This is a genomic window from Chachezhania sediminis, assembly GCF_009765275.1.
Lineage (GTDB): Bacteria > Pseudomonadota > Alphaproteobacteria > Rhodobacterales > Rhodobacteraceae > Chachezhania > Chachezhania sediminis.
On sequence record NZ_VOPH01000002.1, the window covers coordinates 189,998 to 214,439 of the forward strand.

At 65.2% G+C, this 24,442-nt stretch carries 26 protein-coding genes; 9 read left to right on the plus strand and 17 right to left on the minus strand.

Annotated features, from left to right (window positions below; translation table 11 throughout):
* The first annotated feature begins 59 nt into the window (after positions 1-59).
* Genes FQK05_RS05845 through FQK05_RS05860 form a run of 4 tightly spaced genes read left to right on the plus strand, consistent with a single transcriptional unit; the run spans position 60 to position 3,391 of the window.
* On the plus strand, positions 60-1,082 hold the full coding sequence (locus FQK05_RS05845; protein WP_158964976.1) for a TRAP transporter substrate-binding protein: 1,023 nt from the start codon (positions 60-62) through the stop codon (positions 1,080-1,082).
* On the plus strand, positions 1,079-1,597 hold the full coding sequence (locus FQK05_RS05850; RefSeq protein WP_158964977.1) for a TRAP transporter small permease: 519 nt from the start codon (positions 1,079-1,081) through the stop codon (positions 1,595-1,597). Before FQK05_RS05845 ends, FQK05_RS05850 begins: the two co-directional genes overlap by 4 nt.
* Before the next feature lies 1 nt (position 1,598).
* On the plus strand, positions 1,599-2,885 hold the full coding sequence (locus FQK05_RS05855) for a TRAP transporter large permease (protein ID WP_158964978.1): 1,287 nt from the start codon (positions 1,599-1,601) through the stop codon (positions 2,883-2,885).
* Positions 2,886-2,890: 5 nt separating this feature from the next.
* Positions 2,891-3,391 (plus strand): MarR family winged helix-turn-helix transcriptional regulator, encoded by a 501-nt coding sequence (locus FQK05_RS05860; RefSeq protein WP_158964979.1) that lies wholly within the window; start codon positions 2,891-2,893, stop codon positions 3,389-3,391.
* Positions 3,392-3,394: 3 nt separating this feature from the next.
* Here FQK05_RS05860 and FQK05_RS05865 read toward each other — a convergent pair whose 3' ends face one another.
* From FQK05_RS05865 to FQK05_RS05875, 3 genes are all read right to left on the minus strand, one after another.
* On the minus strand, positions 3,395-4,177 hold the full coding sequence (locus FQK05_RS05865; RefSeq protein ID WP_158964980.1) for a hypothetical protein: 783 nt from the start codon (positions 4,175-4,177) through the stop codon (positions 3,395-3,397).
* 313 nt (positions 4,178-4,490) lie between these two features.
* Positions 4,491-5,309 (minus strand): isocitrate lyase/PEP mutase family protein, encoded by an 819-nt coding sequence (locus FQK05_RS05870; RefSeq protein ID WP_158964981.1) that lies wholly within the window; start codon positions 5,307-5,309, stop codon positions 4,491-4,493.
* Positions 5,310-5,498: 189 nt separating this feature from the next.
* Entirely contained in the window at positions 5,499-5,945 is a 447-nt protein-coding gene (locus FQK05_RS05875) for a VOC family protein (protein WP_158964982.1), read from the minus strand.
* A gap of 52 nt (positions 5,946-5,997) precedes the next feature.
* Here FQK05_RS05875 and FQK05_RS05880 point away from each other — a divergent pair, with 52 nt between their 5' ends.
* On the plus strand, positions 5,998-6,588 hold the full coding sequence (locus tag FQK05_RS05880) for a TetR/AcrR family transcriptional regulator (RefSeq protein WP_158964983.1): 591 nt from the start codon (positions 5,998-6,000) through the stop codon (positions 6,586-6,588).
* A gap of 121 nt (positions 6,589-6,709) precedes the next feature.
* Here the strand turns inward: FQK05_RS05880 and ggt are convergent, their stop codons facing one another.
* The gene (gene ggt / locus FQK05_RS05885; protein ID WP_158964984.1) at positions 6,710-8,305 is read right to left on the minus strand and encodes a gamma-glutamyltransferase; all 1,596 of its coding nucleotides are present in this window, start codon (positions 8,303-8,305) and stop codon (positions 6,710-6,712) included.
* Between the two features lie 212 nt (positions 8,306-8,517).
* Here ggt and FQK05_RS05890 point away from each other — a divergent pair, with 212 nt between their 5' ends.
* Positions 8,518-9,030, plus strand: a complete 513-nt coding sequence (locus FQK05_RS05890; protein ID WP_158965979.1) for an Lrp/AsnC family transcriptional regulator — start codon at positions 8,518-8,520, stop codon at positions 9,028-9,030.
* Between the two features lie 22 nt (positions 9,031-9,052).
* Here FQK05_RS05890 and FQK05_RS05895 read toward each other — a convergent pair whose 3' ends face one another.
* The 10 genes from FQK05_RS05895 to cysQ form a co-directional block, all read right to left on the minus strand.
* Entirely contained in the window at positions 9,053-9,481 is a 429-nt protein-coding gene (locus FQK05_RS05895; RefSeq protein WP_158964985.1) for a c-type cytochrome, read from the minus strand.
* Positions 9,482-9,601: 120 nt separating this feature from the next.
* The gene (locus tag FQK05_RS05900) at positions 9,602-10,630 is read right to left on the minus strand and encodes a P1 family peptidase (RefSeq protein ID WP_158964986.1); all 1,029 of its coding nucleotides are present in this window, start codon (positions 10,628-10,630) and stop codon (positions 9,602-9,604) included.
* A 128-nt stretch (positions 10,631-10,758) separates the two neighbouring features.
* Positions 10,759-11,178 (minus strand): alternative ribosome rescue aminoacyl-tRNA hydrolase ArfB, encoded by a 420-nt coding sequence (gene arfB / locus FQK05_RS05905; RefSeq protein WP_158964987.1) that lies wholly within the window; start codon positions 11,176-11,178, stop codon positions 10,759-10,761.
* Positions 11,179-11,442: 264 nt separating this feature from the next.
* The gene (locus tag FQK05_RS05910; protein ID WP_158964988.1) at positions 11,443-12,891 is read right to left on the minus strand and encodes a nodulation protein NodH; all 1,449 of its coding nucleotides are present in this window, start codon (positions 12,889-12,891) and stop codon (positions 11,443-11,445) included.
* Positions 12,892-12,894: 3 nt separating this feature from the next.
* Positions 12,895-14,592, minus strand: coding sequence for a DUF5927 domain-containing protein (locus tag FQK05_RS05915; protein ID WP_158964989.1), 1,698 nt, complete (start codon positions 14,590-14,592; stop codon positions 12,895-12,897).
* A complete protein-coding gene (locus tag FQK05_RS05920; protein WP_199252608.1) occupies positions 14,589-15,521 on the minus strand; it encodes a glycosyltransferase family 2 protein in 933 nt (310 codons plus the stop codon). Before FQK05_RS05920 ends, FQK05_RS05915 begins: the two co-directional genes overlap by 4 nt.
* A 264-nt stretch (positions 15,522-15,785) precedes the next feature.
* Positions 15,786-16,817, minus strand: a complete 1,032-nt coding sequence (locus FQK05_RS05925; protein ID WP_407644498.1) for a glycosyltransferase family 2 protein — start codon at positions 16,815-16,817, stop codon at positions 15,786-15,788.
* A gap of 117 nt (positions 16,818-16,934) precedes the next feature.
* Positions 16,935-17,918, minus strand: coding sequence for a UDP-glucose 4-epimerase GalE (gene galE / locus FQK05_RS05930; RefSeq protein ID WP_158964991.1), 984 nt, complete (start codon positions 17,916-17,918; stop codon positions 16,935-16,937).
* Between the two features lie 63 nt (positions 17,919-17,981).
* Positions 17,982-18,875: a UTP--glucose-1-phosphate uridylyltransferase GalU gene (gene galU / locus FQK05_RS05935; protein WP_158964992.1), complete on the minus strand. Its 894-nt coding sequence runs from the start codon at positions 18,873-18,875 to the stop codon at positions 17,982-17,984.
* 342 nt (positions 18,876-19,217) lie between these two features.
* Entirely contained in the window at positions 19,218-20,015 is a 798-nt protein-coding gene (gene cysQ, locus FQK05_RS05940; protein ID WP_158964993.1) for a 3'(2'),5'-bisphosphate nucleotidase CysQ, read from the minus strand.
* 216 nt (positions 20,016-20,231) lie between these two features.
* Between cysQ and FQK05_RS05945 the strand changes: the two genes are divergently transcribed.
* The 3 genes from FQK05_RS05945 to FQK05_RS05955 all read left to right on the plus strand — a co-directional run bounded on the left by FQK05_RS05945 (position 20,232) and on the right by FQK05_RS05955 (position 23,066).
* Positions 20,232-21,053, plus strand: a complete 822-nt coding sequence (locus FQK05_RS05945; RefSeq protein WP_158964994.1) for an ABC transporter permease — start codon at positions 20,232-20,234, stop codon at positions 21,051-21,053.
* Between the two features lie 37 nt (positions 21,054-21,090).
* On the plus strand, positions 21,091-21,774 hold the full coding sequence (locus tag FQK05_RS05950) for an SDR family NAD(P)-dependent oxidoreductase (RefSeq protein ID WP_158964995.1): 684 nt from the start codon (positions 21,091-21,093) through the stop codon (positions 21,772-21,774).
* Positions 21,775-21,842: 68 nt separating this feature from the next.
* Positions 21,843-23,066 carry an MFS transporter gene (locus FQK05_RS05955; RefSeq protein ID WP_158964996.1) on the plus strand — a complete coding sequence of 408 codons (1,224 nt, stop codon included), beginning with the start codon at positions 21,843-21,845 and terminating at the stop codon, positions 23,064-23,066.
* A gap of 92 nt (positions 23,067-23,158) precedes the next feature.
* On the opposite strand, the gene FQK05_RS05960 is transcribed toward FQK05_RS05955, so the two are convergent.
* Genes FQK05_RS05960 through arsC form a run of 3 tightly spaced genes read right to left on the minus strand, consistent with a single transcriptional unit; the run spans position 23,159 to position 24,414 of the window.
* On the minus strand, positions 23,159-23,581 hold the full coding sequence (locus FQK05_RS05960) for a VOC family protein (RefSeq protein WP_158964997.1): 423 nt from the start codon (positions 23,579-23,581) through the stop codon (positions 23,159-23,161).
* Between the two features lies 1 nt (position 23,582).
* Complete coding sequence (locus FQK05_RS05965; RefSeq protein ID WP_158964998.1) at positions 23,583-23,981, minus strand: DUF2306 domain-containing protein; 399 nt, start codon at positions 23,979-23,981, stop codon at positions 23,583-23,585.
* A gap of 7 nt (positions 23,982-23,988) precedes the next feature.
* Positions 23,989-24,414 (minus strand): arsenate reductase (glutaredoxin), encoded by a 426-nt coding sequence (gene arsC, locus FQK05_RS05970; RefSeq protein WP_158964999.1) that lies wholly within the window; start codon positions 24,412-24,414, stop codon positions 23,989-23,991.
* Positions 24,415-24,442: the final 28 nt, after the last annotated feature.

Here is a 24,442-nt window from a genome sequence, read left to right on the forward strand (position 1 = left end):
CCAGACCGCTTTTTGCGCGCTTACGCTGAGGGCAATAATACCGAACAGGGAGTTCAACCATGAAATCGTTCTTCGGAACACTTGCGGCCGGGGCCATCGCGCTTGCGGCCTTTGCCCTTCCGGCTTCGGCGCAGACGGTCCTGCGCGTTTCGAACTGGCTTCCGCCCTCGCACCCGATCGTGAAGGACATCGTCCTGCCCTGGGCCGCGGCCGTGGAAGAAGCCACCGACGGACGCGTGACGGTTCAGATGCTGGACGCGCCGCTGGGGCCGCCGCCGGCGCATTTCGATCTGGCCGCCACCGGCGCCGCCGACGTGACTTTCGGCGTGAACGGTTACACCCCCGGCCGGTTCAGCCTGAACCAGATCGCCGAACTGCCCTTCCTGACCCCCAGCTCCGAAGCGCTGTCGGTCGCCTACTGGCGCGTCTACGAGAAGATGCTGGCCGAGAAGGACGAGTACAAGGGCGTCAAGGTCCTGGCGGTCTGGGGTCATGGCCCGGGGATGCTGTTCACCACTGGCGCCGAGGTATCGCCGCTTTCGAAGCTGGACGGCCTGAAGGTCCGGGTCGCGGGCAAACTGACCTCGATGCTGGCCGAACAGATGAAGATGGTCTCGGTCCAGGCGCCGTCGCCCAAGACCTACGAGGTCCTGTCGGGCGGTGTCGCCGACGCGATCTACTTCCCCTACGAATCGGTGCCGTTTTTCAAGCTGGACAGCCTGCTGACGAAAGCCCTGCGGGCCGAGGGCGGCCTTTACAACGTGTCGTTCTTCATGGTCATGAACCAGGCCAAGTTCGACGGCCTGTCGGACGAGGACAAAGCCGCGATCGACGGCGTGTCGGGCGAGGCGCTGGTGCGCATCGCGGGCAAGGCCTGGGACGCAGCGGATGCCACGGGCCACGACATCCTGGAATCCACCGTCGCCTTCCACGACGCGTCGGAGGCCGAGATGGAAGAACTGGTAGCCATGTCCCAGCCGCTTTATGACGCCGTCGCCGCCGACTATGCGGCCAAGGGTGTCGACTTCGACGCGGCGCTGGAGATGCTGAAGGCCGAAACCGCGAAGGTTCTTCAGGAATGAGCCAGGGAACCACCGGCGTGGGGCATCGCGCAAGCGCCCTGCGCCGGACCTTCCGGCTGATCACGGCGGTTCTGACCGGCGTCCTTCTTCTGGCATTGACCGGGGTGACGCTGGTCGACGTGGTCGGTCGCTACTTCTTTTCCCGCCCCCTCAGCGGCGCGTCCGAGATGACGGAGCTTCTGGTGATGGCCGTCGTCTTCACCGGCCTGCCCGCGATCTGCCTGGACGATGGGCACATCACCGTCGACCTGTTCACGGCCAAGCTGAAGGGCACCGCCGAAACCGTGCAGGTGATGCTGGCCCGGCTGGTCGTGGTGGTGATGCTGGGACTGATCTCGTGGCAGCTGTGGGAACACGGCGCACGGATCGGGGCCTGGGGGGAAACCACCGTCTACTTGCGCTTTCCGCTGGCGCCCGTGGCCCGTGCGGCCAGCGTCCTTTGCGCGCTGTCGGCGGCCATCGTGCTGATGCTGGCGGTGCTGCGCCTGCCCAAAGGCAAATCCGGAGACATCTGACATGGACTGGCCAATCGGGCTTGTCGTTCTGCTGGCCCTGATCTTCGCCGGCGTTCCCATTGCCTTCGCCCTGTCAGCCGTTGGGCTGGTCGGCGTGATCTCTATCATCGGGCTGGACCCGGCACTGGCGATGTTCGGGCAGATCTATTTCGACAGCGGGCGCAGCTATACCCTGTCGGTGGTGCCGCTGTTCCTGCTGATGGGGAACTTCATCGTCCAGTCCGGCATCGCGTCGGAACTTTATGATGCGGCCAATGCCTGGCTGCGCCACCGCAAGGGCGGGCTGGCCATGGCGACCATCGTGGCCTGCGCCGGTTTCGCATCCGTCTGCGGATCGTCCCTGGCCACCACCGCCACCATGGGTCGGATCAGCCTGCCGGCGATGCGCCGATACGGCTATTCCGACCGGCTGGCCGCTGCATCGGTCGCCGCAGGCGGCACGCTGGGGATCCTGATCCCGCCTTCGGTCATCCTTGTGATCTATGGCATCCTGACCCAGCAGGACATCGGCAAGCTGTTCCTGGCCGGCCTTCTGCCCGGGCTGATCGGCGTGATCTTCTATATCGTCGCCGTCCGCCTGTCGCTGTGGCTCCACCCCGAGGATCTGGGCCGCCCCGAAAAGCTGCCCCTGCGGGACCGCCTGCGCGCCACCCGGGGCGTGTCCGGTGCGCTGGTCCTCTTCGTCTTCGTGCTGGGCGGGATCTATATCGGCTTCTTCACCGCGACCGAAGCCGCGGGCATGGGCGCCGGCGGCGCGATCCTGATCACGGCCCTGCGGGGCAAGCTGGGCCTGCGGAACACGCTGGAAACGCTGTTCGACACCGCCAAGACCACGGCGGTGATGTTCTTCATCCTGTTCGGCGCGCTCTACTTCCTGAACTACGTCAACCTCTCCGGGCTGACGACCGACCTGCGGTCCTGGATCGACGCGATCGATGCCGGGCCTACCGGCGTCATCCTTATGCTGATCGTCCTGTTCCTGATCCTGGGCTGCCTGCTGGAAAGCCTGTCGATGATCCTGCTGACGGTGCCGGTGCTGTTTCCCATCGTTTCGGGCCTTGGCTTCGATCCGATCTGGTTCGGCATCTTCGTCGTCGTCGCCACGGAGCTGTCCTACATCACCCCCCCCATCGGCATGAACGTCTTCGTCATGAGGATCGTGGCCCCCGAAATCCCGCTGGAGCGTGTCTTTGCCGGGGTGCTGCCCTTCGTCTTCGTCGATATACTGCGTCTTCTGCTGTTGATCGCGGTGCCCTGGCTGGTACTGGTCATCCCGAATTCGATGTGAGGCCCATGATCGACAACACCGCCAGCCTGCTTGCCCCCGACCCAAGCGATCCGGACGACCAGCCCGACGCCGGCACGCCATTCCTGGACGATTACCTGCTGTTCCTGCTGGCCTCGGTCTCGCAGGCGGCAAGCGAGGAGTTCCACGCCATGGTCCGCGCCCGGGGTCTGCGGGTGCCGGAATGGCGGGTGCTGGCCTGCCTTTACGACCGCGACGGGCAGATGGTGACCCGCGTCGCGCAATTATCGATGATCGAACAGTCGCGGCTGACCCGGATCGTCGACCAGATGCAGGACCGCGGTCTTGTCGAACGCCGGTCCGACATGGCGGACCGGCGGCGGGTGCGGCTGTTCCTGACCGCGCAGGGCGCGGCGCTGGCAACGGAAATGGTAGGCCTGGCCAAGGCGCACGAGGCCGCCTTCCTCGACCGGTTGCCAGTGCGGCTGGGGCGGGACATGAAGGCCCGGATCAAGGACCTGTACACCCGGATTTGCCCGGGTGACTGACCGTCAGAGGTTGATCATCGAACTGATCAGCGTGCGATAGTAATCCTCGCGCAGGGCCAGAAGATCGGTCGGCAGGGCCCAGACCGCGTCAAGGAAGGCCTGCTCCACCTTGCAGTAATCGGCAAACCTGTCCTCGGTCAGTTCCACCTGCCCGACATAGACCGGCAGTTCTTCCGGGAAACGCGCCTGCAACTGTGCCAGAAGCGCCTTGGATATCATGCTATAGCGGGTGTCCGGCATCAGCGGACGCTGGGGCGCGCCTTCGAAGGTCAGAAGATCGCCCAGAAAGATCGAACTGCTGGCCAGCAACATCTCCTCCGCCGCCGGGTCGGCAACGGGTCGCGCATCCATTGTGCCCAGGCACAGCTTCGGATCCGACGCGATCAGCGCCCGTTCGATCCTGACCCGCGCCGCCAGGACGCGGGTGACCGTTTCCTGATCTGCCCGCAGCAAAAGCAGGTTGGTCAGAAGCGACCCCCGCAGCCGGGTCCGTGCCGCGATTTCTTCGTCGGTCAGACCGTCTTCGCTGGCAGCCATCGCCTCGTGGAACAGCCACGTCAGATAGCGATCGACCAGGGCCGGATGATCGTTGCGTGCGGTACGCAGGAAGGCCGCGCCCAGGCTGTCGCCTGACAGGGCGACATCGCGGAACTGGTCTTCGGAGCGGATCAGAGGCTGCGGCTGCGGCGCATCCGCTGCGACATCGTCGGCCCCGGCCGGCATCGACAGGGCGAGCAGCGCGACAAGGCCGGTTATAGCGGTCCTTCGGACGACAAGCTGTGCCAAGTGTTCACCTGAGGATTGACAAGATTCCTGCCGCATATCGTAGCCATCCGGAACGCCAATGGTCCAGCCCCAAGCCCCGCGAAGTGGGGTCATCCGGTGCGAACGATCCGGCGCCTTTCGATCCGCGCCCGCAACCTGCAAGTGCAAGGCACGCCATATGCCCGGCCCCGCGGCTGGCACTGCCGCGGCGGGGGAACCCGCTTGCGCCGAAGAAAGGACAAGGGCGCCGAGCCACGACCGGGGCCTCCCGCTCTCTCGGATTTTCGGAAAGCCGGCAGGGCTCTTTCCCCGAGCTTCGGAGAGCGGCACCCTTTCACCGGTCGGCCATCGCGGCCGTCAGGGTCCCGTGCGGGATGGCATCGCCCGCATAGCCGAACGTGCCGGCCTTCACCTCCTCTGCCGCGCGCATCAACCCACCCATGGCCGCACGATAGAAGGACCCCCCGACCGAGATCCGGCGCACCCCGGCCTGGGCCAGGACCTCGACCGACAGGCGGGGGCCCGAGAGCCCCATGACCACGTTCACCGGCCGGTCCACCGCGGCACAGACCGTGCGGATGGATTCCAGGTCCGGCAGGCCGGGGGCATATAGCACCGGCGCCCCCGCATCCTGGAAGGCCTGCAGGCGGGCGATGGTCTCGGCCAGGTCGGGGCGGCCCCACAGGTAATTCTCGGCCCGTGCAGTCAGCAGGAAGGGCAGGCCGGCGGCGGCCTCGACCGCAGCGCGCACGCGGTCGGCGGCGCGGTCCAGGTCATAGATCGGATCGTCGTCGCCGGTTGCGTCCTCTATCGATCCGCCGACCAGGCCGGCGGCCGCGGCCAGGCGGACGGTTTCGGCACAGTCTTCGGGCGCGTGGCCAAAGCCGTTCTGAAGATCGGCCGACACCGGCAGGTCGGTTGCGGCGACGATGTCGGCGGCATTGGCCAGGACGCCGTCACGCGTGATCGCGGTGTTCATGTCCTGCCGGCCGATAGAGAACGCATAGCCGGCGCTGGTCGTGGCCAGTGCGGGAAATCCCAGCATCGACAGAAGCCGTGCAGAGCCGGCGTCCCAGGGGTTCGGCATGACGAAGGCGCCGGGCCCTTCGTGCAGCCGGGCAAAAGTTTCAAAGCGGGCGGACTGGTCAGGCATCGGGGCCCTCCTCGCTGATGCGGCAGGTCAAGCGATGCCAGCTTGGCACGGACAGAACAGAAAGGGAACAAAATTCCACGGGGGTAACGCGCTCCGTTCGATAGGGAAAGCCCTGCCCGGCAGCGCGCGACCGATCCCGAAGAAGCCCGGCCACGCGGGCGCGCCGGCCGGTTCCCGGGCTTGCCGGGGTCAGGCAGAGGTTTCCTGCTCCCAGCGGCGCTGCATCTCTTCGGGCGAAACCTCTTCGATGGTCTGGGACAGCATCCAGCGGTGGCCGAATGGATCCTCCAGCAAGGCGCTGCGTTCACCGAAGCTCTGGTCTGCCGCGGCGCGCAGGACCGTGGCCCCGGCGGCTTCGGCCTGGGCCAGAAGAGCGTCGACGCCGTCGGTCGCCAGGTACAGCGTCACTGGCGTGCCGCCAACACTGTCGGGACCCAGCGCGCCGAAATCCGTGTATTCGTCGGACAGCATCAAGGTGCTGCCGCCCAGCTTCAGCTCCGCATGGCCAACGCGGCCGTCGGCGGGGTCGGTCATGCGGAATTCTTCCGTCGCCCCGAACGCCCGGACATAGAAGTCGATGGCGGCGGCGGCGTCCTTTGCGACGATATAGGGCATCAGCGCTGTGATCTCGGTCATCGTTCGGGTTCCTTGCCATGAGATTCTATTTACGTTACGTTCTGTAATATAAATGAGTCAAGACACAGAACCCAAGCCCCGCGGACGTCCGCCCAGCAAGGCGGCCCGTGCGAAGGCGCTGGCGGCAGCGCATGCCATCCTGATGGAAGACGGTTTCGGCCGCCTGACGATCGAGGCGGTGGCGGCACGGTCCGGCGTGAGCAAGCCCACGATCTATCGCAACTGGGCCAATGCCGGCGAACTGGCGATGGCCGCCCTGATCGTGGACCAACCCGATCGGAAACCGGCCCTGGGCGCCGGGCTGGAAGACAGCCTGCGCCGGCAGATGCGCAGCCTGGTGCAGGCCTTCGCCACGACCCGCGGGCGGCAGATCGCGATGACGCTGGCCGCAGCCGATCCGGAAAGCGAGATGACCCGCGCCTTCCGCAACCGGGTGATCCTGTCCAGCCGCGCCGCCGGCGCCGCAATGATCGAGGCCGCCGTGGCCAGGGGCGAGATCCGGGCGCCAGCGGATCCCGACACGCTGCTGGACATGCTTTATGCCCCGGTCTTCTATCGCCTTCTGGTCGGGCACCGGCCGCTGGGCCCGGACTTTGCCGAGGCGCTGGTGACGCAGGCGATGGTGTTGCTGCGCGACGTCTGACGGAAAAGCAGGAAAGGTGGCGGTGGGCCCGCCGGACGGTCGCAAAGCGGCCGCCCTTCGGGGGGGGACGGCCGCCACCCGGCCTGCAACCGGGTGGACCCTTCATTTCAAAGGGCGCGGCTCAATACCCGATGGCACAGCCGTCCTTGCGCGGGTCGGACCCGCCGACCAGCATGCCGGTCGCCTGGTCGATCATGATCGCCTGCCCGCCCCCGATAGGGGAGCCGGGGCGCACGAACTGATGGCCCATGGCGGTCAGTGCCGCGACGGTTTCGGACGGCATGGTGCCCTCGATCTCGACCTTGCCGATGTAGGGATCGGGGAAGAAGCGGGGCCGGTCCAGCGCCTCCTGGATGTCCAGGCCGTAATCCATCAGGCCGGTCAGGAACTGCATGTGCCCGAACGCCTGGTACTGGCCGCCCATGACGCCATAGGACATGACCGCCTTGCCGTCCTTCGTGACCATGCCCGGGATGATCGTGTGCAGCGGCCGCTTGCCCGGCGCGATGCAGTTCGGGTGATCCGGGTCCAGCACAAAGCCCATGCCCCGGTTCTGCAGCACGACGCCCGATTCCGGCGCGGTCTGGGCGCTGCCAAAACCTTCGTAGATCGTGTTGATCAGGCTGCAGCAGTTCCGGTCCTTGTCGATGACCGTGATATAGACGGTGGACGGGTGTTTCGGCACTGTGAACAGCGGCAGGTCGGTCAGCGCACGGGCCGGGTCGATGGCGCCGCGCAGTTCGTCCGCGTGGGCCGACGACAACAGCCATTCGACCGGGACATCCGCGTATTTCGGATCGGCCACGAACAGGTTCCGGTCGCGATAGGCCAGGCGGCCGGCCTCGATCTCCAGGTGGATCCGTTCGGGCGACAGCAGCCCACCCGGCACCGGGTCGAAGCCTTCCATGATCTTCAGCAGCATCAGCGCCGTGACGCCCTGCCCGTTCGGCGGACATTGATGGACGGTATGCCCCCGGAAATTGGCAGAGATCGGGGTGACGTATTCGCCCTCGAAACCCGCAAAGTCCTCCAGCGAGTGAAGACCGCCGCGGGATTGAAGGAAACCCACGATATCTTCGGCCACGGCGCCCTTGTAATACCCGTCGCGGCCTTCCTCGGCGATGCGGCTCAGGGTTGCGGCGAGCTTGGGAAAGTGCAGCACCTCGCCCACCTTGGGCGCACGGCCTTCGGGCAGGAACATCGCGGCGGAATTGGCCTCCTTCGACAGGATGGCCTCGTTCCGGGCAAAGTCGGTCGATACGCGGGACGACACCGGGAACCCGTCGCGGGCATAGCCGATGGCGGGCTGAAGAAGCTCGCCCAGCGCCATGGTGCCGTGATCGCGGACCAGCCGGTCCCAGGCGTCGACGGCGCCCGGGATGGTCACCGAATGCGGCGTCTGGCGTTCGATCTTGGTGATGCCCTGCGCCGCGAACCATTCGGGCGTTGCGCCCGACGGTGCGCTGCCGGATCCGTTGAAGGCCACGATCTCGTCCGTGCCGCCCTTGGCGAACAGGCAGAAGCAGTCGCCGCCGATGCCGGTCGAGCCCGGTTCGACCACACCCTGCACGGCAACCGCGGCGATCGCGGCGTCCAGCGCGTTGCCGCCGCGGCGGAGCACGTCGACGGCCGCCTGGGTCGACAGCGTGTGCGACGTTGCCGCCATAGCGGTGGGGGCATGGGCCGGGGACCGGCCGGGGCGTTCAAGGTCGCGCATCTGGGTGCCTTTCGTGGAATTCCGACCCCCGGAAGGAACCCGAAAACCGCCGGGACGGCAAGCCCGCTTGGCCCCTGCCGCTCCATGGCCGACAGGGCCGGACATCTGCCCGGCAGCCACCGATCCGCGGCGCGTCCACGCGGGATTGAACAGCCGGCTTCAAGTATGTTGTATAGGTTGAACCGTGTTCCACAACATGTTGAGTAATGATGATGCCAATCAGGCACAACACAATCGATACGAAACCAGAAGACGTCCCGGACCTTCCATCCGAAAAAGCCCAACTGGATTGGGTCGACAAGGTGATTCTGCAATCGCTGATCCGGGACGCGCGGCTGCCCCGGGCCGAACTGGCGCGGCGGGTCGGTATGTCGCCGCCAGCCGTGGGCGAACGGCTGCGCCGGCTGGAAGAAACAGGCGTCATCCTGGGCTATCACGCCCAGATAAACCCGGCGCGGCTGGGCTTCGGCCTGACGATCATGATCCGCGCCCAGCCCGACACAGGGCAGATGGCGGACATGATCGCCGCCATCGAGGCCACACCGCAGATCGTCCGGTGCGAGCGCATCTCGGACAAGAACAGCCTGGTCGCCTGGGCCCATGTCCGGTCGGTCGCCGAGATGGAGCAGCTGACCGACCGGCTGATGCCCCATGGCAAGGTCGATGTCTCGATCGTGCAATCGACACCCGTCGAACCCCGGCCGCTGCCTCTTGAAAAAGATTAGCTGGCGCCGCCGCTACTGTGGATCAGTTCTGCGGGCCCACACTGACCAGATAGGCCGCAATGTCGTCCACCCCCTTGTTGGTGCGGAAGGTCATCTTGGTCGTCACCTTCTGCACATCCAGGAACTCTGCCAGGAATTTCTTGGGATCGGCGACATAGGTCACGATGTTGTCCTGATCCCAGACCAAGCCCTTTTCCCCGGCTTCCATCATCGCGGTAGAGTACTTGTAGCCGTCAAGGCTGCCGGCCGTACGGCCGATCACGCCGTAAAGGTTGGGCCCGACAGGGCCGCCGGCAAAGATCTTGGTGCCGTCGGGCGCAGTGATCGAATGGCAGGCCTTGCACTTGTTAAAGTTCTTCTTGCCGGCCTCGATGTCGGCATGATCGTCGGCCAGCGCCGGCAGGGCAAGAACGGCAAGGGCAACGGTGGCAAGCGCGGCTAGACGGGTCATGGCTCGGTCTCCTCGGGTACAGGCGGTATCCGCAGTACATATACGCCTCCGCCCTAGCGGGGGAGTCCGCGATCAGCCTTGATTCAGGTCAATCCCAGGCGCTTGGCCGCACCCGGCGGTTCAACCGCGGTTCAGGGCGGCCCAGGTCGGCATGATGTCCCCGGGTTGCGTTTCTGCCAGATATACACCGCGGGCGACAGCCCGGGCCAGGACCAGCGCCGCGACATGGCACAGGTTCGGCAGGATCGGGTTCAGGCCCTGCATCCCGCCCTGGTCCTCGGGCGTGGGGCGGTCGCCGGTCGACACGGCAAAGACCAGATCGCCGTCGCTGGGCAGATGCGCAGGCACCACGGCGCGGCCGATCCCGTCATGGGCGGCAATAGCCATCCGACGCGCCTCGGCCTTGGTCAGGGTGGCGTCGGTGGCGACGATGGCGATGGTGGTGTTCGCATGTTCGGCAAAGGCCGCCAGCTTCTGGCTGACATAGCCCGGTCCAAGACCTGTCGCCGGATCCGGCCCCAGCCCGCCGAATTCGCCGTCGACCTCGAACGGTGCGGCCCAGAAATGTTTCTCGCCCGGGGTGCAGGCCGCGCCGACCGCGTTGACCACGACCAGCGCACCGACGGTCGTTCCGTCCTCCATCACATAGGAGGCAGAGCCGAGGCCCCCCTTCATCGTTCCCGTCAGCGCGCCACAGCCGGCGCCATGGCTGCCAAGGGCGAAATCTGGGGCCGCGGCTTCGAAGGCCGCGCGGCCCAGCGCGGGATAGGGCGTGTCGGTCCAGTCCTTGTCGCCGCCGTTCAGGAGGTCGAAGACGATGGCCGCGGGCACCAGCGGGATATGCAGCGTATGCAGCGCCAGGCCACGTTTCCGGGCGCGCAAACCCGCCACCACGCCGGACGCGGCATCCAGCCCATAGGTCGATCCGCCCGACAGAACGATGGCATCGACGCCGGCCACCGATTTCTCGGGGTCCAGCAGCGCGACTTCGCGCGTGCCCGGCGCACCGCCATGGATCGCGCACGAGGCGGTCATCGCCCGGCTTTCATGCATCAGGACAGTGGTACCGGACCGCAAAGCGGCGTCCTGCGCGTTGCCCACCAAAAGGCCCGGCACATCGGTGATCACATTGCGGGGACCGGGGCGCATCAGCGGCACACAGGGGCCGTGCCCCCAAAATACGTGATTGCGTTCAACATCATGGCCGTTCCTGTCCCTTCATCCGTGCCGGACAGTACCAGCCGCGCCAAGGATCTCAATCGGGAAACGACGCGGGCCTACTCGTCCTCGACGCGGCCGCGCAGCGCCTTCACACCGCCGCGCGTCTTCTTCGCCGTCAGCCGCCGTTCCACCGATCCTCGGGTGGGCTTCGTCGCGATCCGCCGCTTCGGCGCAACCATCGCGCGAGAGATCATTTCCGCCAGCCGTTCGCGCACCAGTGCCCGGTTCCGGGTCTGGCTGCGGGTCTCATCACATTGCAGGACGATGGCGCCGTCCTGGGTCCAGCGGCGGCCCGCGATCCGCTTCAGCCGCGCCTTCACCGGCGCCGGAAGCGAGGGCGAGCGCGCGGCCTCGAACCGCAATTCGACCGCGGACGAGACCTTGTTGACGTTCTGCCCGCCGGGGCCCGAGGCCCGCATGAACTGTTCCGTCAGTTCCCAGTCCTGCAGGACGATATCGTCAGAGATCCGCAACATGGGCCAAACCCATAACACCTTATGCCCCATGCAAAAAGGGCCGCCCTGTCGGGACGGCCCTTCGAAAGTCCAAGGAGGCGGGTCGGTTCAGACCAGCCTGGTCAACGTGGGCGGATCGACCGCCAAGGGTTGCCTTAGCTGGCGACCTCCCACGCTGTCCCGACACCTCGCTCCAATCCCTTTCTCGACACTGGATCACCTCCTTTTCTGTTGTTTCAGGTAGGCTCAGCGTGACACGGGTTGGCCGATGCGCAAAACGAAATCTTATCCTTCGGCCAATTGTGGCTGCCGTTTCGTTTCGAAACCGAACATCATGTAATCACGCTGGTATATTTCGGCGGCACGGGCCTCCAGCGCGCTGTCCAAAATCGCCTCCAGTGTGTGGGGGCCGTCCGGTTTTTCCGGTTGCGGGCGCGGCGCAGTGTCGATACCGACATCGGCCGCCAGCCGCGGCAGGGCCCATGGCAGTTCGTCTTCCCGCAGAATCCGGTCCGGCAGGGCGAACTCTCCGAACCCGCGAAGCGTCTCTCCCTGGCTGGCCCATGTGGGATCGACCCGGACCGGGGTCTGGCCGGCAAGGTTGGCGGCGACGAAACCCAGGAAGATGTCAAACCCGGCGCGGTGACGGTCGGCCGAATAGGAAGGATCGTCCATCCGGTCCGGCAGCGGCGCATTCCGGTCGCGGATCAGCGACGTGCGGATGGCCGAAAAGGTGCCCGGTCCGGTGGCCAGGATCCGCGTGCAAAACACGTGGTGGATACGGTCCAGCGGATGGCGCAGGATGGCAAAGCTGCGGTGGCCGGGGTGCTTCGTTTTCCATTGCCGCATCTGCTTCTGGTTCATGCCCCGCTGCAGATTGGATTCCGGCTCGTTGTCCAGCGCGGCCAGCCAGCGCTCGACGGATGCCGCCGGCCCGCCGCTGATCGGCAGGAACAACAGGGGCGCCCGCGCCGCCGCAACGTGCCGCTTAACCGACGGTCCCCGGCGCGGTTCGAAATTGGGGACCCGGTTCAGGTTGAACGTATCCAGCTTCGCCAGCGCCTCGGTCATGACGGAAAGGTTGGCGACCTTCGCCGAAAGCGGTCCCGGGTTCTGCGGGATCAGGCTGCTGTCCAGCGCGTCAAGCCGTGCGTCCACGCCCAGCCACTTTGCCAGGCCATTCATCGTCTCAAGATCCCGCAGATCCTCGTAACCGACATGGAACGCGGTCTGTCCGCTGTGCTGCAGCGCTTTCAGGATATCGACCTGGAAGGACTGCAGGTCTTCAAGAAACTGCTCGAACTCGGCCAGGCGGAAGGTGGCGCGCCCGTCCTTGCGGCGGTTCACGTCGGTCAGGATCCACTGTCCCGTGGACTGCGCGATCTTCCACGAGACATAACTTTCCAGCGGATTGCGGTTCAGCACGATCTTGGCGCAGCGCGGATCGTCCAGCGCCAGCTTCAGCGCCCGCGGGTCGTGATCGTAAAAGAAGCGGAAGCCCCCCAGCACGCCGCTTTCGTTCCTGATGGCGCTGATCAGCCCGCCCGGGTCCAGGTCCCGCGCGGCCCTGGAAATCCCCAGGACATCCTTCGACTTCGGATAGCCGATGAAATGGGGATTGAACGCCTCGCCATGGCATTTGACGCCGTCCAGCGCGTTCAGGTTGGCCTCCAGGAAGTTGGAGCCGGTGCGCATGCCTGCCAGCACGACGAAATAATCAAAATTGGTAATCATCGATCAACGGACCAGATAGGGCTTTCGGGCTGGCGGAGCATAGATCTGATCCGTCGATTCCATCGGGAAGTCCCCCATCAGATAGGGGTGCATGCCCTGGTTTTTCAGTTGCTGCAGGAACTGGCCGAAGCCGGACAGGTCCACCATGTGGGGCGCTTCGGACAGGTGGCGCTGTCCGGTGCCGCCCATTTCGTCGATGATGGTCTGCAAGGGCTCCATCGGGGCTTCGATGAACTCCGCCATGCTCCAGATCCGGACGCGGGCATTGGCCCAGGACGCACGCAGGATTTCCAGCTGCCGCGCCTCGATCTTCTGAAGGCGGGCGGCGGTGCGACGCAGCTGTGCGAAGGTACTGCCGGACTTGAACAGCGGCACCGCCCAGGCGCCCGAGATGATCGAGACCTGTGCATTGGGATCGCGGGCCATCATCTCGACGATGTCCTGCGTGTCCTCGGGGCCGTACTGGAAACACTGGCGTTCGCCTCGGGTGTTCCAGATCAGGCTGGTCAGGAACTGCTGCGCGTCATAGTCGCGAAGGGCGGCGCTGTCGGACAGGGCGCCGTTCATCATCCGCTGGCCTTCGGCAAAATGCACCCGGTCCGGCGCGAAGATGTGGCCGTGGACCCGGGCGCCCGTGGTGCGGGACAGCCAGTCCTCGAAATCCTCGAACAGTTCGGAAAAGCCCTGGAACACGGAATAGGGCTTGGCCGTGATCCCGTGTTCGAAACCGTGCCGCGGCTTGCGGCTTTGCATGATCAGGCCGGGGCGGCCCCGCAGGCGCCGTTCGACCGCGCGCGAGAAGATGCGGTCGATCTTGCCCGGATTGGGTTCCGACCGGCCCGCGGGCACGCCGCCGGTGCCCAGGAAAGTCTGGTAGAGCCGCGTGGCCTGCGGCCAGATCTTGCGGGCGACAAAACAGTCGGACCGCCGCAGAAGCTGCAGGTGGTCGTCATAGAAGACGTGCGGCTTGCCCTGGAAATCGAACTTGGACAGGGTCAGCGACCGGCTTTCGATCCGGGTGGAATAAAGCCGCGTCAGTGTCTGGAAATAGCTTTCGTCGGGGATCCAGACGCCGTGGAAATACCGTTCGTACCGGTTGCGCTTCGGGTCATTCAGGATCGCGGCCAGGGTGGACCGGGTCAGGCACCACCACTGGCTGCCCATATGCGGCACCAAGCCTTCGGGGATCCGCCGCCGCACCCCCAGCTTGCGCTGGAAATCCACGAACCTGTCGAAAAGAAAGCGCTGGCGCTTCCACGAGAAGGGGAAAAACAGTGTGAAGCGTTCATCCGACAGGCCGCCCACGATCCAGGGCACATCCGCGGTGGTCGCGCTTTCGATGAAATCGACATGGGGCCGTTCGGCCAGATAGTCGCGCAGCTCGGCCACCGGGCGCAGCGGGATGCACGCGCCCGAGGCCAGAAAGACGTGATCCGCCTGCGGAAATTCCGTCAGCATCAGCTCGGACGCGGAAATCGTCGCCTCGACAAGGCTCCACGTGCCCCATTCGCAGCGGTGACGCTTGGAAAACCGGACCAGGGGATCGGCCGACAGCGCAGTATGCAAGGCATCGGCATCGTCCCGGGCGACGTTATTGTCGATGTGGATCACCACCGGGCAACCACCGCGGGTCCAGTGCCGGGCCACCTGCTCGGCCCGGTCGAAGGCCGTGTGGACCAGCATCACGACACCGAAGGTCATGCCCAGTTCCCCTTGGACATCAGACCCAGAATTTCAAGCTGGCGCCAGTTGATGTAGCGTTCGGAGCACCGGCACCACAGGTCCGACGTTTCCGGCCCCTTGCGGATATAGGCCCGGTATTCCATCGATCCGGCATAGTGCTGGCGGCGGGCCAGTTCCTCCTTTGCCTTGTCGGCAAAGGTGTGCAGGAACTTGGCATGAAGCAGCGCACCCGATGCCTTCTCGCCGCCCCATTCCTCGTAGACCATGTTCAAACCGCGCGGCAGCAGGCAGTGGGTGGAACTCAGGTAGACATAGCGCCGCGACCACTTCACCAGCGGGATCTTGTTCAGCGCCGGCGCCTTTTCCGGCGCTTCGGAAAAGAACGCCCGGGCCCGCGGTCCCCCCTGGATCCACAGGTCGTGATAGGCCGGATTGCGACGCAGTGTGTAATTGCCGCTGTCGAACCAGTCCGCAATTTCGAACGGATTTTCGCCGCGCTGGTACACCGTCGCGCCGATCGGCCCCTTGGGATACATGTCCAGCAGCATCGCGCTGAAGCTGCGGATAGCCGAGGCATCCAGCCAGTCGGCCAGCGCGCTGAGCGGTCTTGTATCGCAGAACGGATAGACGAAGAATTCGTCGGGATCGACGATCAGGCACCAGTGATTGCAGCCATGGCGACGCAACAGGTGGTTGATCCAGTCCATGCCGAACCGCGAGCGCTTGTAACTGCCGTTCGTGGTCCAAACCGAAACATCCGGCTGTTCGGCCAGATAGTCGACGCTGCCGTCGGAACTGTCGTTATCGACGAACAGGAAATGGTTGATCCCCAGATCGCGGTAATATTTCAGGAAAAACGGAAGCCTGACATTTTCGTTCCGGGCCGTGCAGAAAAGCAGGATATCGTCCTGACGAATCGCAGCGGTGCGATCGACGACGGATCGCATTTCCCTACGCTTTCGAAACGCCCTTATCTGGTATCTCCGCCGCTTTACGCGCAACCGGAATCTGCGTGCGATTCCCAAATCACGTCCCCCGCATCTGGGTGTTCCGAGTTGCCGAAGTGTTCGTCAAATCATTTTGCGGCATGCTTAGGACCCAGGCGCTCATGTCCCGGCAATTACCGCCCCAGTTTCCCCAGAAGCAATAGTAGCAAACACCTTCTGGACGGTAAACAGCGATCGGGTCATGGATGGTCAAGCTGCATGTCCTCAGGTCCAGCCGCCGCGAGACATCAGGCCCAGCGCCTCCAGCTGGCGCCAGCCGACAACGCGGCGCGACCGGTCACACCAGAGCGTCGGGTTCCCGATCAGCCGGTCGTAATATGTCTCGTACAGCGCGCTGTTTTCGAAGTGCTCGCGCCTTTGCTTCTCTTCGGAAGATTTTTTCACGATGGAATCAAGGAACTTGGTGTGCAGCAGAATGCCCGAGGCCTGTTCCCCGCCATCCGTGGCATAGACCCCGTTCAGATCAGGCGGCAGCAGATAGTGGGTCGATGTCGCATAGCAGTACCGCCGGCTCCACCGCACCAGCGGGATCTTGTTCAGCGTCGGCGACCGGCGCGGCGAGGACGCGAAGAATTCTCGGGCCCGGGGCCCGCCCTGGATCCACAGGTTGCCGTGCCGGGGCTGCAGGCGGACAGTATAGTTGCCGCTGTCGAACCAGGGCATCACCTCCAGCGGGTCCTGACCGGGACGATAGGGCGTGTCGCCCAGGGGACCTTCCGGATAGAGGTCCAGCATCATCGCCCCGAAACTGCGCAGACCGCAGCGGTCCAGCCAGCCGGTCAGGGCTGGCAGCGGTCGCGTGTCGTGGTGGGGATAGATCAGCAGTTCGTCCGCATCGACGGTCAGGCACCAATGATCGTGGCCGTGGCGGATCATCAGCCAGGTCAGCCAGTCCATCCCGAAGCGCGCAGCCTTGTAGCTGGATCCGGTCCGCCACAGCGACAGGTCGGGCTGGGCTTTCAGGAACGCCCTAGTCCCGTCGTCAGAGCTATTGTCGACGATCAGGAAATGGTCGACGCCCAGCTTTCGGTAATGTTCCAGGAAATACGGCAGCCGGGCCGCCTCGTTCCGGACACAGGCGAACACGAGGATGGCACCCGGCGCGATGTCCGAGGTGCGGTCGATCACGCCCGTCAGCTGCCGCCGCCGGTGCACCGCTCTGACCAGAAGCCGCCGCCGCTTCAGGCGGAGCCGGTATTTCTGCCAAAGGGTGCGGTCCAGGGCAAGTTCTCCGATGACGGCACGAATCCCGCGCCCCGCGACACAGCCAGTACGGCCCCGAGTCGCGCGTCCCCCATCATTGCCCCTCGGCCGCCGACGGGCAACGGCCGAGCGGTCCTGTCCGCAGGGGCCCTATTTGTCGTAGTGGCCGGACTGGTGCCAGCGCCAAGCGTCGCGGATCATCGTCGACAGGTCCGACCGTTCCGGGGTCCAGCCCAGTTCGGTCCCGGCGCGTACGGATCCCGATACCAGCTTGGTACAGTCCCCGGCGCGGCGGGGGCCCAGGTCATAGGGCACGTCGCGGTTGGTGACCTCGCGCGAATGGTCGATCACCTCTCGGACGGAATAGCCGGTGCCGGTTCCCAGGTTGAACACCCGGCTTTCCTTGCCGTCTTCCAGCCATTTCAGGCCCAGAACGTGGGCATCGACCAGGTCGCAGACATGGACATAGTCGCGGATGCAGGTGCCATCCGGCGTGTCGTAATCGGTGCCGAACACGGTCAGGGCCGCGCGCTTGCCGTCGATGGCATCCAGCATCAGCGGGATCAGGTGCGTCTCGGGGCGGTGGAATTCGCCGACCTCGGCATCTGGATCGGCACCGGCCACGTTGAAATAGCGGAAGATCACGGACCGCAGGCCATAGGCGGCCTCGAAATCGTGCAGCACGTCCTCGATCGCGCGCTTCGATGCGCCATAGGCGTTCAGCGGATATTGCGGCGTATCCTCGTCCAGCACGACATTGTCATGCTCGCCATAGGTGGCGCAGGTCGACGAAAACACGAAGTCCATGCAGCCGGCGGCGACCGCCGCCTCGATCAGGTTCAGCGACCCGCCGACATTGTTGTGCCAGTACTTGCCCGGCTCCTTCATCGCCTCGCCGACCTGGCTGAGGGCGGCAAAGTGCATGACGGCCACGGGCTTGTGCTTGGCAAAGACCTCGTCCAGGCGGGCACGGTCGTGCAGGTCGCCTTCTTCAAGCGGCCCGAATTTCACGGCATCGCGCCAGCCGGTGACGAAATTGTCGTATGTCACGGGCGTATAGCCCGCGTGTTTCAGGGCCTTGCAGGCGTGAGACCCGATGTAACCGGCCCCCCCGGTCACAAGTACGTTCGGCATGTCGTGGCTCCGATACAGGAACGGCCCCGCCAGAGGCGAGGCCGTGTCATGACTTGAAAGGCGCTACTGGGCGGCCTTGTCGACCTGGACGATTTCGCGCAGGAAGCTTTCCAGATCGTCCCGCAGATCTTCGCGTGCCATGGCAAAGGCCACGGTGGCCTGAAGGAAGCCCGCCTTCGACCCGCAGTCGAAACGCTGGCCCCGGAAACGCATGCCATAGACACCCGCTTCGCTGTCGATCTCGTTCGCGATGGCGTCGGTCAGCTGGATTTCCCCGCCGGCGCCGGCCTTCATGTGGTTCAGCGTCTTCAGGACCGACGGCGTCAGGATGTAACGGCCGATCACCGCCAGGTTCGACGGTGCCTCGCCCTTCTTGGGCTTTTCGACCATGCCCTTGACCTTGGCCAGCGAGCCCATGTCCTCGGACACGTCCAGGATCCCGTAGGAGGACGCCATTTCCGGCGGCACTTCCATCGCGGCGACCATGTTGCCACCGGTTTCCTCGTAGGCCTCGACCATCTGCTGAAGGCAGGGCTTTTCGGCAGCGATGACGTCATCCGGCAGGATCACGGCAAAGGGTTCGTTGGCAATCAGGCGCCGGGCGCACCACACGGCATGACCCAGGCCCAGGGCCTGGTGCTGGCGGATATAGGCGATGGCGCCGCTGTCCATGTAGGTCTGCTTGAGAACCTCGAGCAGGTCGTCCTTGCCCTTCTTGCGAAGCTCCTGCTCCAGCACCGGGGCGTGGTCGAAATAGTCTTCCAGCGCGTTCTTGCCGCGCGAGGTCACGAAGATGAACTCCTTGATCCCGGCAGCGCGCGCTTCGTCGATGGCATACTGGACCAAGGGACGATCGACGAGAGTCATGATTTCCTTTGGCACGGACTTGGTCGCCGGAAGAAACCGGGTGCCCATACCTGCCACGGGGAAAATCGCCTTGGTTACCTTTCTACGCATGAGCGCTCCTTAATTACTCTGGCTGGCGGAAGATACTTCCGGCCACCCGTGATAAGCCGCATTCCCCCCACAGTGGGGTAACAGGGAACCTTCAGTTTCAAAACAATTTTATAACGTTTTTTGCCGTTCCAATAGGCAAGGGCTAATCTCGGCGGCGCCCGATTTCAACGCCGAATTGGCGGCATTTTTTCGCCACTCACGGATTGTCAGGGCCGTTTCGTCCGGGGGATTATCCTTTGATCTCACTCCCTTGTCGGTTCGGTTTCGCACTGCCCCTTGCCGCGTGCGGAACTGGCAGGGTCTACCCGCTGCGCGGTCCCGCCGCACGCCGCGCCCAGATTTTCAGCTCTCCTTGAGCGCGACGCCCGGAGCATAGGCGATGAAGAACGGGTTTGCATAGCCGTCTTTACCGTAGGTAAGCGGACTCAGGTCGTCAAAACGCACGACCGCCCCGCCGGCACCGGCCAGAACCGCGTGACCGGCTGCGGTGTCCCATTCCATCGTCCGGCCCAGGCGCGGGTACAGGTCCGCCTCGCCCGTGGCGACCAGGCAGAACTTCAGCGACGAACCCGCGCTGGTCATGTCCTTGACCGCGTATTTCGCGATATAGTCGTCGGTGGCCTGATCACGGTGCGATTTCGAAGCGACCACCATCAGCCCGCCGTTGTCCGGGGTCGACACGGACAGATTGGTCACGGGGCCGGGCATCGCAGGGTCGAAGTCGCCGGTTTCTTCCACCGTCTGGCCATCGGCGAGGGTATAGAACATGCGGTTCTTGGCCGGAGCATAGACCACGCCCCGCGTCGGCACGCCGTCTTCGACCAGGGCGATGTTCACCGTGAAATCGCCGCGGCGGTTGATGAATTCCTTGGTGCCGTCCAGCGGATCGACGATCAGAAAGGTCTTGGCCGAAATGCCGTGCGAGGCCGCCTGTTCTTCGGTCACCAGCGCGATATCCGGGAACGCCGCCTTCAATCCGGCCGAGATCAGCGCATCGGCAGCTTCGTCCGCGACGGTGACCGGGCTTTCGTCCGACTTCACCTTCACTTCGAAATCTTCATCCTCGTAGATCCTCATGATCTCCTGGCCGGCTTCGATCGCCAGCTTGCGCATCACGGGGATGAGCGTTTCGAATTCCATGCGAACCTCCTGGGCGTTTTCTGATACGTGGCGCCCGCCTTCGGCAGAAGCGACCCGCGTTGCCATGTGAATTGCTGGCGGTTATGGTTGTAAGCTAATGGATAAGCAAGGAATCCGTGTCAGCGAACCCAGCGACACAGGCACGCACCTGCCGATGCCGCGCGCGGCACGCCGGGCAGGCCGGGCCGCATCGCCAAACATTTTCGGTCAGGCATCATGTTCAAGTATTCCAGATCCACCTCTCCGCTGAACAACGCCCTGATCACGCTGGAGCTGATCTATCACACCGCGGTGCGCAAGGTTCGGGCGACACACAACAACGCGCTGGTGGCGATCGGCCTGGTGATCATGCAGTCGCTGATCATGGTCACGATCTTCTACGTGATGTTCATGATCCTGGGCCTGAAGAAGTCCGCGATCCGCGGCGACTTCCTGCTGTACATCATGTCGGGGATCTTCCTCTACATGACCCACGTCAAGGTGCTGGGCGCCGTGGTGGGGTCGGACGGACCGGCCAGCCCGATGATGCAGCACGCCCGGATGAACACGGCCATCGCGATCTTCGGGTCGGTGCTGGCGGCGTTGTACGTGCAGATCCTGTCGATCATGGTGATCCTGTTCACCTACAGCGTCGCCGTGAACCCGATCACCATCTACAGGCCCGTTCCGGCCTTCGGCATGCTGCTTCTGGCCGCCTTCACCGGGTTCGGCGTCGGCATGGTCATGCTGGCGGTCAAGCCCTGGGCCCCGGCAGCCATCGGCATCGTCCAGCAGATCTATACCCGCGCAAACATGATCGCCTCTGGCAAGATGTTCGTGGCCAACACGGTTCCGGCCTACCTGCTGCCGATCTTTGCCTGGAATCCGCTGTTTCACTGCATCGACCAGGCCCGCGGCTTCATCTTCGTGAACTACACGCCGCATCGCACCAGCTGGGAATATGCCTTCTGGGTCGGCCTGGCCCTGATCGCCCTGGGCTTCATCGGCGAATTCTATACCCGCCGCCATGCCTCGATCAGCTGGGGCGCGCGGGCCTGACGCCGCCCTGTTCCCCTGATCCGAAGGACACCGGACCATGACATCCGCCACCGCCCTGATCGTCGGCGCAGGCCAGGGCCTTTCGGCCGCGCTGGCCCGCCGGCTGGCCGCCCGGGGCTATGCCCTTGTCCTGGCCGCGCGCGACCCGTCCGACCTGGCCCCGCTGGCTGCCGAAACCGGCGCCCGGACCGTGGCCTGCGATGCCAGCGACCGCGCCGATATGGCCCGCCTGTTCGCCGAGGTCGACACCACCGGCACCCCGCTGGAGGTTGCGGTCTACAACCCCTCTGCCCGGATCCGCGGCCCGATCGAGGAACTGGACACCGAAGCCGTCGAAAAGGCCGTGATGGTCACCAGCTATGGCGCGTTCCTGATGGCCAACCTTGCCAGCCAGCGGATGCTGAAAGAGGGCAAGGGCGCGCTTCTGTTCACCGGCGCCTCGGCCGGGGTGAAGGGTTTCGCCAATTCATCGGTCTTCGCGATGGGCAAGTTCGGGCTGCGGGGCCTGGCACAGTCGCTGGCGCGGGAACTGCACCCCAAGGGCATCCATGTCGGCCATTTCGTCATCGACGGCGGCATCGCCAGGGCGGACGAGGCGAACGAGGACGACAGCCGGCTGGACCCGGAAGGCATCGCGGACAGCTACATGGCCTTCCTCGATCAGCCCCGGTCCGCCTGGGCCTGGGAAATCGAACTGCGCCCCTGGACCGAACGGTTCTGACGGCAGGTCCGCCGGCCCGGTCCGCAATCTGCCCTTGCAATGGGCAGGGCGCCGTCTAGCGTGCGCATATGACAAGCGACACCGACATCCACGACAGTCCTTATTCCTGGCTTCGGCTGGCGATCACCATTCTTGCAGGCCTGGCCGCCAATACCGGCATGTGGGTCGTGGTGGTGATCCTGCCGGCGATGGAGGCCGATTTCGGCGCCACCCGCGCGCAGGCCTCGATCCCCTATATCATGACCATGGTGGGATTCGCCGTCGGCAACCTGCTAATCGGCCGGGTGGTCGATCGCTTCGGCGCCGCAACCGCGCTGGCCGGGGCCGCCGTGGGGATCGCCGCGGGCTATGTGCTGTCGTCGCTGGCACCGTCGATCTGGGTTCTGGCCGCGACGCAACTGCTGCTGGGCCTTGGCACTGCCGTGGGCTTCGGGCCGATGATTGCCGACATCTCTCACTGGTTCCTGCGCCGGCGCGGCATCGCCGTGGGGCTGGCGGCGTCCAGCAACTATGTCTCGGGCGCGCTGGCCTCAACCGTGGCGTCGGCGCTTTTGCCGGATCTGGGCTGGCGCGGCGTCTACCTGGTCTTCGCCGTGCTGACGCTGGTGGTGATCCTGCCCCTGACGCTGCCGCTGCGCCGCAAGCTGCCCGCCCACGCCCATGACCAGGCCGAGGCGATGTCCGCCGTGAACCGCCGCTCCAGCGGGCTGTCGCCCCGGGCGCTGCAATGGCTGCTGGGATTGGCCGGGATCGGCTGCTGCGTGGCGATGTCGATGCCGCAGGTCCACATCGTGGCGTATTGCGTTGGGCTGGGCTACGGGCCCGCCGTCGGTGCCCAGATGCTGACGCTGATGCTTCTGGGCGGCGTGGTCAGCCGCGTCGTGTCCGGGCTGGTCGCCGACAAGCTGGGCGGGGTGGCGACTCTGCTGATCGGATCGGTCCTGCAGTGCATCGCGCTGATGCTCTACCTGCCCTGGGACGGGCTAATGCCACTTTACGTCGTCAGCACCGTTTTCGGCCTCAGCCAGGGCGGGATCGTGCCGTCCTATGCCGTGGTCGTTCGCGAATACATGCCCGCGCGCGAGGCCGGGGCCCGGGTCGGCTTCGTCCTGATGTTGACCATCCTGGGCATGGCCCTGGGCGGCTGGATGGCAGGCTGGATCTACGACGTGACCGGCAGCTACCGGCTGGCCTTCCTGAACGGCATTGCCTTCAACGCCCTGAACATTGCCATCATGCTGATGCTGCTTTTGCGCTCCCGTCCCAAGACCCCGCTCGCGGCAGCCGCCTAGGGGGCTCCGGGGGAGTGTCGCTCGCCCGGGCGGGGGGTGGTGGCCGCCCCCCGTTTTCCCGGGCGACACGGGCCACGCGGCGCAACAGAGTTTCAGACCAAGGGCTGGCTCGGCACCCAGGCATAGCCATTCGGGCACAGCACATAAGCCTCCCGCAGGCCGTGAGGTTTGTTGGCGGGCCTCTGCAGCACCGTCCCGCCCGCGACCCCGGCCTTCGCCGCTGCCTCGTCCGGGTCGGTATCGTACAGCCGGATCTCGATCCCCGCCCCGCGCGGGGGCGTTTCCGGCAGAAGCCCCAGCAGTGGATTCGCGTGATAGGTCGCGTCCGCGTGCAACTGGATCAGCTGTCCCCGGTAGCGCAGGATCGCGAAATCGGTGGACACGCGCATGACCTCGATCCCGAAGACCACGCTCAGGAAGGCGCATTCCTCCAGCACGTCACGCACCAGAAGGTTCAGGCCAAGGCCACGCAGCGACCGGCCGAAGACGTCCGCCTCGACCTTTTCATAGTCCATGTCAGCCTCCCAGAATGACCTCGTGCATGACCCGTCCCGGCAGGACTGTGAAGGCCCCCGTCAGCAGAAGGGCCATGAAGAACAGCGCCAGCATGATACGCCGGTGCCGGTCGATCTGTCCCCTGCGCGCCGCCCGCATCCCCGCCCACAGCCAGAAAAGCGTGACCGCCGAAAGCACATGCAACGGACTGAAGGGCCCGAGCATCCGGATCGTGTGGATGAAGAAGCTCGACACGGCCACCGCCGCCATCAGCGCGATCCAGACCCGCCCGGTCCAGACATGCAGCCGGGTGCCCTTCGGCAGGGCCAGCTGCCCCAGGCCCAGCACGCAGGCCGCCATCGCCGCCACCGCATGCAGCGGGATCGGCGGCCGCGCCGCCCAGAGCGGGGCCAGCGCCATCCCCGGCCTATTCGCCCACGCGGTTGCCGTCGGCGTCGATCACAAGCTCGCCGTCCGACTTGGCCCAGGGACCGGCCGGCCATTTCTCCAGCAGGTCCAGCACCGCGCCCGACGGCCGGCAAAGCTTCACCCCCTTCGGGCTGGCCACGATGGGCCGGTTTACCAGAACAGGATGTTCGACCATCGCGTCCAGAAGCACCTCGTCCGGGACGGACGGGTCCAGCAGGCCCAGGTCCTCCGCCGGGGATTTCTTCTCGCGCAGCGCCGCGCGCGGGGTCAGGCCGGCAGCTGCGAACAGGGCCTGAAGCTGCGGCTTCGTCCAGCCGGTCTGCAGATATTCGACCACTACGGGATCGTAACCGGCATCGCGGACAAGCTGCAGAACGTTGCGCGAAGTGCCGCAGTCGGGATTGTGATGAATGACGATACTCATGGTGCGTGCTAGCCCGCGGTCAGGTCTT